Annotated in this window: 4 protein-coding genes; 3 read left to right on the forward strand and 1 reads right to left on the reverse strand. The window is 70.3% G+C overall.

The genetic code is table 11. The features are described 5' to 3' along the window. Nucleotides 1–988: AI-2E family transporter (locus ACFXA3_RS38200; protein WP_385195206.1), on the forward strand; the 988-nt coding region annotated here is incomplete at its 5' end. On the opposite strand, the gene ACFXA3_RS38205 is transcribed toward ACFXA3_RS38200, so the two are convergent. Continuing rightward, nucleotides 942–1,697, reverse strand: a complete 756-nt coding sequence (locus ACFXA3_RS38205) for a Clp protease N-terminal domain-containing protein (RefSeq protein WP_385195209.1) — start codon at nucleotides 1,695–1,697, stop codon at nucleotides 942–944. The two genes, ACFXA3_RS38200 and ACFXA3_RS38205, sit on opposite strands and share 47 nt — an antisense overlap. Before the next feature lie 236 nt (nucleotides 1,698–1,933). Between ACFXA3_RS38205 and recA the strand changes: the two genes are divergently transcribed. Together recA and ACFXA3_RS38215 are read left to right on the forward strand one after the other, a co-directional pair. Beyond that, complete coding sequence (recA, locus tag ACFXA3_RS38210) at nucleotides 1,934–3,046, forward strand: recombinase RecA (protein WP_054225880.1); 1,113 nt, start codon at nucleotides 1,934–1,936, stop codon at nucleotides 3,044–3,046. Between the two features lie 2 nt (nucleotides 3,047–3,048). Continuing rightward, the coding region (locus ACFXA3_RS38215; RefSeq protein ID WP_385195213.1) for a regulatory protein RecX at nucleotides 3,049–3,388 on the forward strand (340 nt) is incomplete at its 3' end.

Consider the following 3,388-nt stretch of genomic DNA (forward strand, 5'->3'; position numbering starts at 1 on the left):
GTGGGGGTGCGACGTCGGGCCCGCGTCCGACCCCGCGGGGGCGCGTTTTGGGGCCGGCGGAAGGCGCCGGGGGCTCGCCACCTTCCTCGTGTTCCTGGGCGTGTTCATCGCCGCCGCCGGGTTCGTCGTGCTGCTCGGCTCGATGCTCGCCGGGCAGATCGTCGACATGGTGGAGGGCTTCCCGCGCTACCTCGACCGCGTGATCGACTCGATCAACACCACCTTCCACACCAAGCTGTCCCGGCTCGCGATCCAGGACAGCCTGCTGCACTCCGACTGGCTCCAGAAGTACGTGCAGAACAGCGCCACCGGCGTGCTCGACGTCTCCGCCACCGTGCTCGGCGGACTCTTCCGACTGCTGACGGTGGGTCTCTTCTCCTTCTACTTCGCCGCCGACGGGCCGAGGCTGCGGCGTGCGCTGTGTTCCGTACTGCCGCCGGCGAAGCAGTCGGAGGTGCTGCGCGCCTGGGAGATCGCCGTCGCCAAGACCGGCGGCTACCTGTACTCGCGCGGCCTGATGGCCCTGGTGTCCGGCATCGCGCACTACGTCGTCTTCGCGGTCCTCGACGTGCCGTACGCGCCCGCCCTCGCGGTGTGGGTGGGGCTGGTCTCCCAGTTCATCCCCACCATCGGCACCTACCTGGCGGGCGCGCTGCCGATGCTGATCGCGTTCACCGTCGACCCCTGGTACGCGCTGTACGTCCTCGGGTTCGTCGTGATCTACCAGCAGTTCGAGAACTACGTCCTCCAGCCGAAGCTGACCGCGCGGACCGTGGACATCCACCCCGCGGTGGCCTTCGGCTCGGTCATCGCCGGCACGGCCCTGCTGGGCGCGGTCGGGGCGCTCATCGCGATCCCGGCCGTCGCCACGCTGCAGGCCTTCCTCGGCGCGTACGTGAAGCGGTACGCGCTGACGGAGGGGGCGCGAGGCGCGGAGTCCGCTACTTCCCGTCGCTCTCGCCGAGTACGGCTGCCAGGGCTTCGGTGACGGTCGCCTCGACGGCGGCCTTGTCCACGCCGAGCCCGCTGAGCAGGCCCTCGCCGTTCTCCAGTTCGAGGAGCGCGAGCAGGATGTGCTCGGTGCCCACGTAGCCGTGGCCCAGGCGCAGCGCCTCGCGGAAGGTCAGCTCCAGGGCCTTCTTGGCGCCGGTGTCGAAGGGGATCAGGTCCGGGATGTCGGTGGAGGCCTCGGGCAGGGCTGCGGTCGCGGCGGCGCGCACGGCGTCGGCGGAGACGTGCTGCGCGCCCAGGGCCATCATGGCGAGCCCGTCGGGCTCGGCCAGCAGGCCGAGGACCAGGTGCTCGGTGCGGATCTCGGTGCCGCCGGCCCTGCGGGCCGCGCTCTGGGAGGTCACCACGACGTTGCGGGCGCGGGGGGTGAACCGGGCGAAGCCCTGGCCGGGGTCGAGGTCGTTGCCGTCGCCCTTGTCGCTCTTGGGGACGAAGCGCTTCTGGGCGGCCTGGCGGGTGACGCCCATGCTGCGGCCGATGTCGGTCCAGGAGGCGCCGGAGCGGCGGGCCTGGTCGACGAAGTGGCCGATGAGGTGGTCGGCGACGTCCCCGAGGTGCTCGGCGGCGACGACGGCGCCGCTGAGCTGCTCCAGGCTGTCGGTGTGGGCCTTCTTGATGGCCTCGATCAGGTCGTCGAGGCGTACCGGATTGGTCATGCGAACGGGTTCCACCGAAGGGTTCGTCATGAGTGCAACCCTAGGTTGACAGTCGCATGAGTGTCAACCCTGGGTTGTCAATCGAGTGGGACGTGGCGGCCGCGCCGGGCGGTGCGTGGTGCGGGCGTGGTGCGCTTGACAGGGAAATCGAACATCCATTCTGATGAGTTATCCACAGCCGAAACGGGCGTGGGAGCGCATTGTCAGTGGCAGGCGTTAGCGTCAATGGCGTGAAGCGATCGACTCAAGCAAACCGGGTGGAACCCATGGCAGGCACCGACCGCGAGAAGGCTCTCGACGCCGCTCTCGCACAGATTGAACGGCAATTCGGCAAGGGTGCGGTCATGCGCCTCGGCGACAAGCCGAACGACCCCATCGAGGTCATCCCCACCGGGTCGACCGCGCTGGACATCGCCCTCGGCGTCGGCGGGCTGCCCCGCGGCCGTGTGATCGAGGTGTACGGCCCGGAGTCCTCCGGCAAGACGACCCTGACCCTGCACGCCGTGGCCAACGCGCAGAAGGCCGGCGGCACCGTCGCCTTCGTGGACGCCGAGCACGCGCTCGACCCCGAGTACGCGAAGGCCCTCGGCGTCGACACCGACAACCTCATCCTGTCGCAGCCGGACACCGGCGAGCAGGCGCTGGAGATCGTGGACATGCTGGTCCGCTCCGGCGCCCTCGACCTCATCGTCATCGACTCCGTGGCCGCGCTCGTGCCGCGTGCGGAGATCGAGGGCGAGATGGGCGACTCGCACGTGGGTCTCCAGGCCCGACTGATGAGCCAGGCGCTCCGGAAGATCACCGGCGCGCTCAACCAGTCCAAGACCACCGCGATCTTCATCAACCAGCTGCGCGAGAAGATCGGTGTGATGTTCGGCTCGCCGGAGACCACCACCGGTGGCCGCGCGCTGAAGTTCTACGCCTCCGTGCGCATCGACATCCGCCGCATCGAGACCCTCAAGGACGGCACGGAAGCGGTCGGCAACCGCACCCGCTGCAAGGTGGTCAAGAACAAGGTCGCGCCGCCCTTCAAGCAGGCCGAGTTCGACATCCTCTACGGCCAGGGCATCAGCCGCGAGGGCGGCCTGATCGACATGGGCGTGGAGCACGGCTTCATCCGCAAGGCCGGCGCCTGGTACACGTACGAGGGCGACCAGCTCGGCCAGGGCAAGGAGAACGCCCGCAACTTCCTGAAGGACAACCCCGACCTCGCCAACGAGATCGAGCGGAAGATCAAGGAGAAGCTGGGCGTGGGCGTGCGCAAGGACGCCGCCACCGACGAGGCGGCCACCGCTGCTGCGCCGGCCGACGCCGCGGCCGTGCCCGCCCCCGCGTCGAAGGCCAAGACGACGGCCAAGGCCGCCGTCGCCAAGAGCTGACCGTGCGGGAGCAGGAAAGGGGCGGCGGAACCGGCGGCCGGGAGGGCCGTCGCGAAGGCGGCCGGGAAAGCCGCCCGGAACTGCCGCCCCAGAGTCCCGAGGAGCAGGCGAGGGCGATCTGCCTGCGCCTGCTCACCGGGATGCCGCGCACCCGGCGGCAGCTCGCGGACGCCCTGGACAAGCGGGGCATCCCCGAAGAGGTGTCACAGGAGGTCCTCTCCCGGTTCGAGGAGGTCGGCCTGATCGACGACGCCGCCTTCGCCGGGGCCTGGGTCGAGTCCCGGCACCGCGGCCGGGGCCTGGCCCGCCGGGCGCTCGCGCAGGAACTGCGCACCAAGGGGG

The sequence above is a fragment of the Streptomyces sp. NPDC059456 genome, assembly GCF_042750055.1.
Taxonomy (GTDB): domain Bacteria; phylum Actinomycetota; class Actinomycetes; order Streptomycetales; family Streptomycetaceae; genus Streptomyces.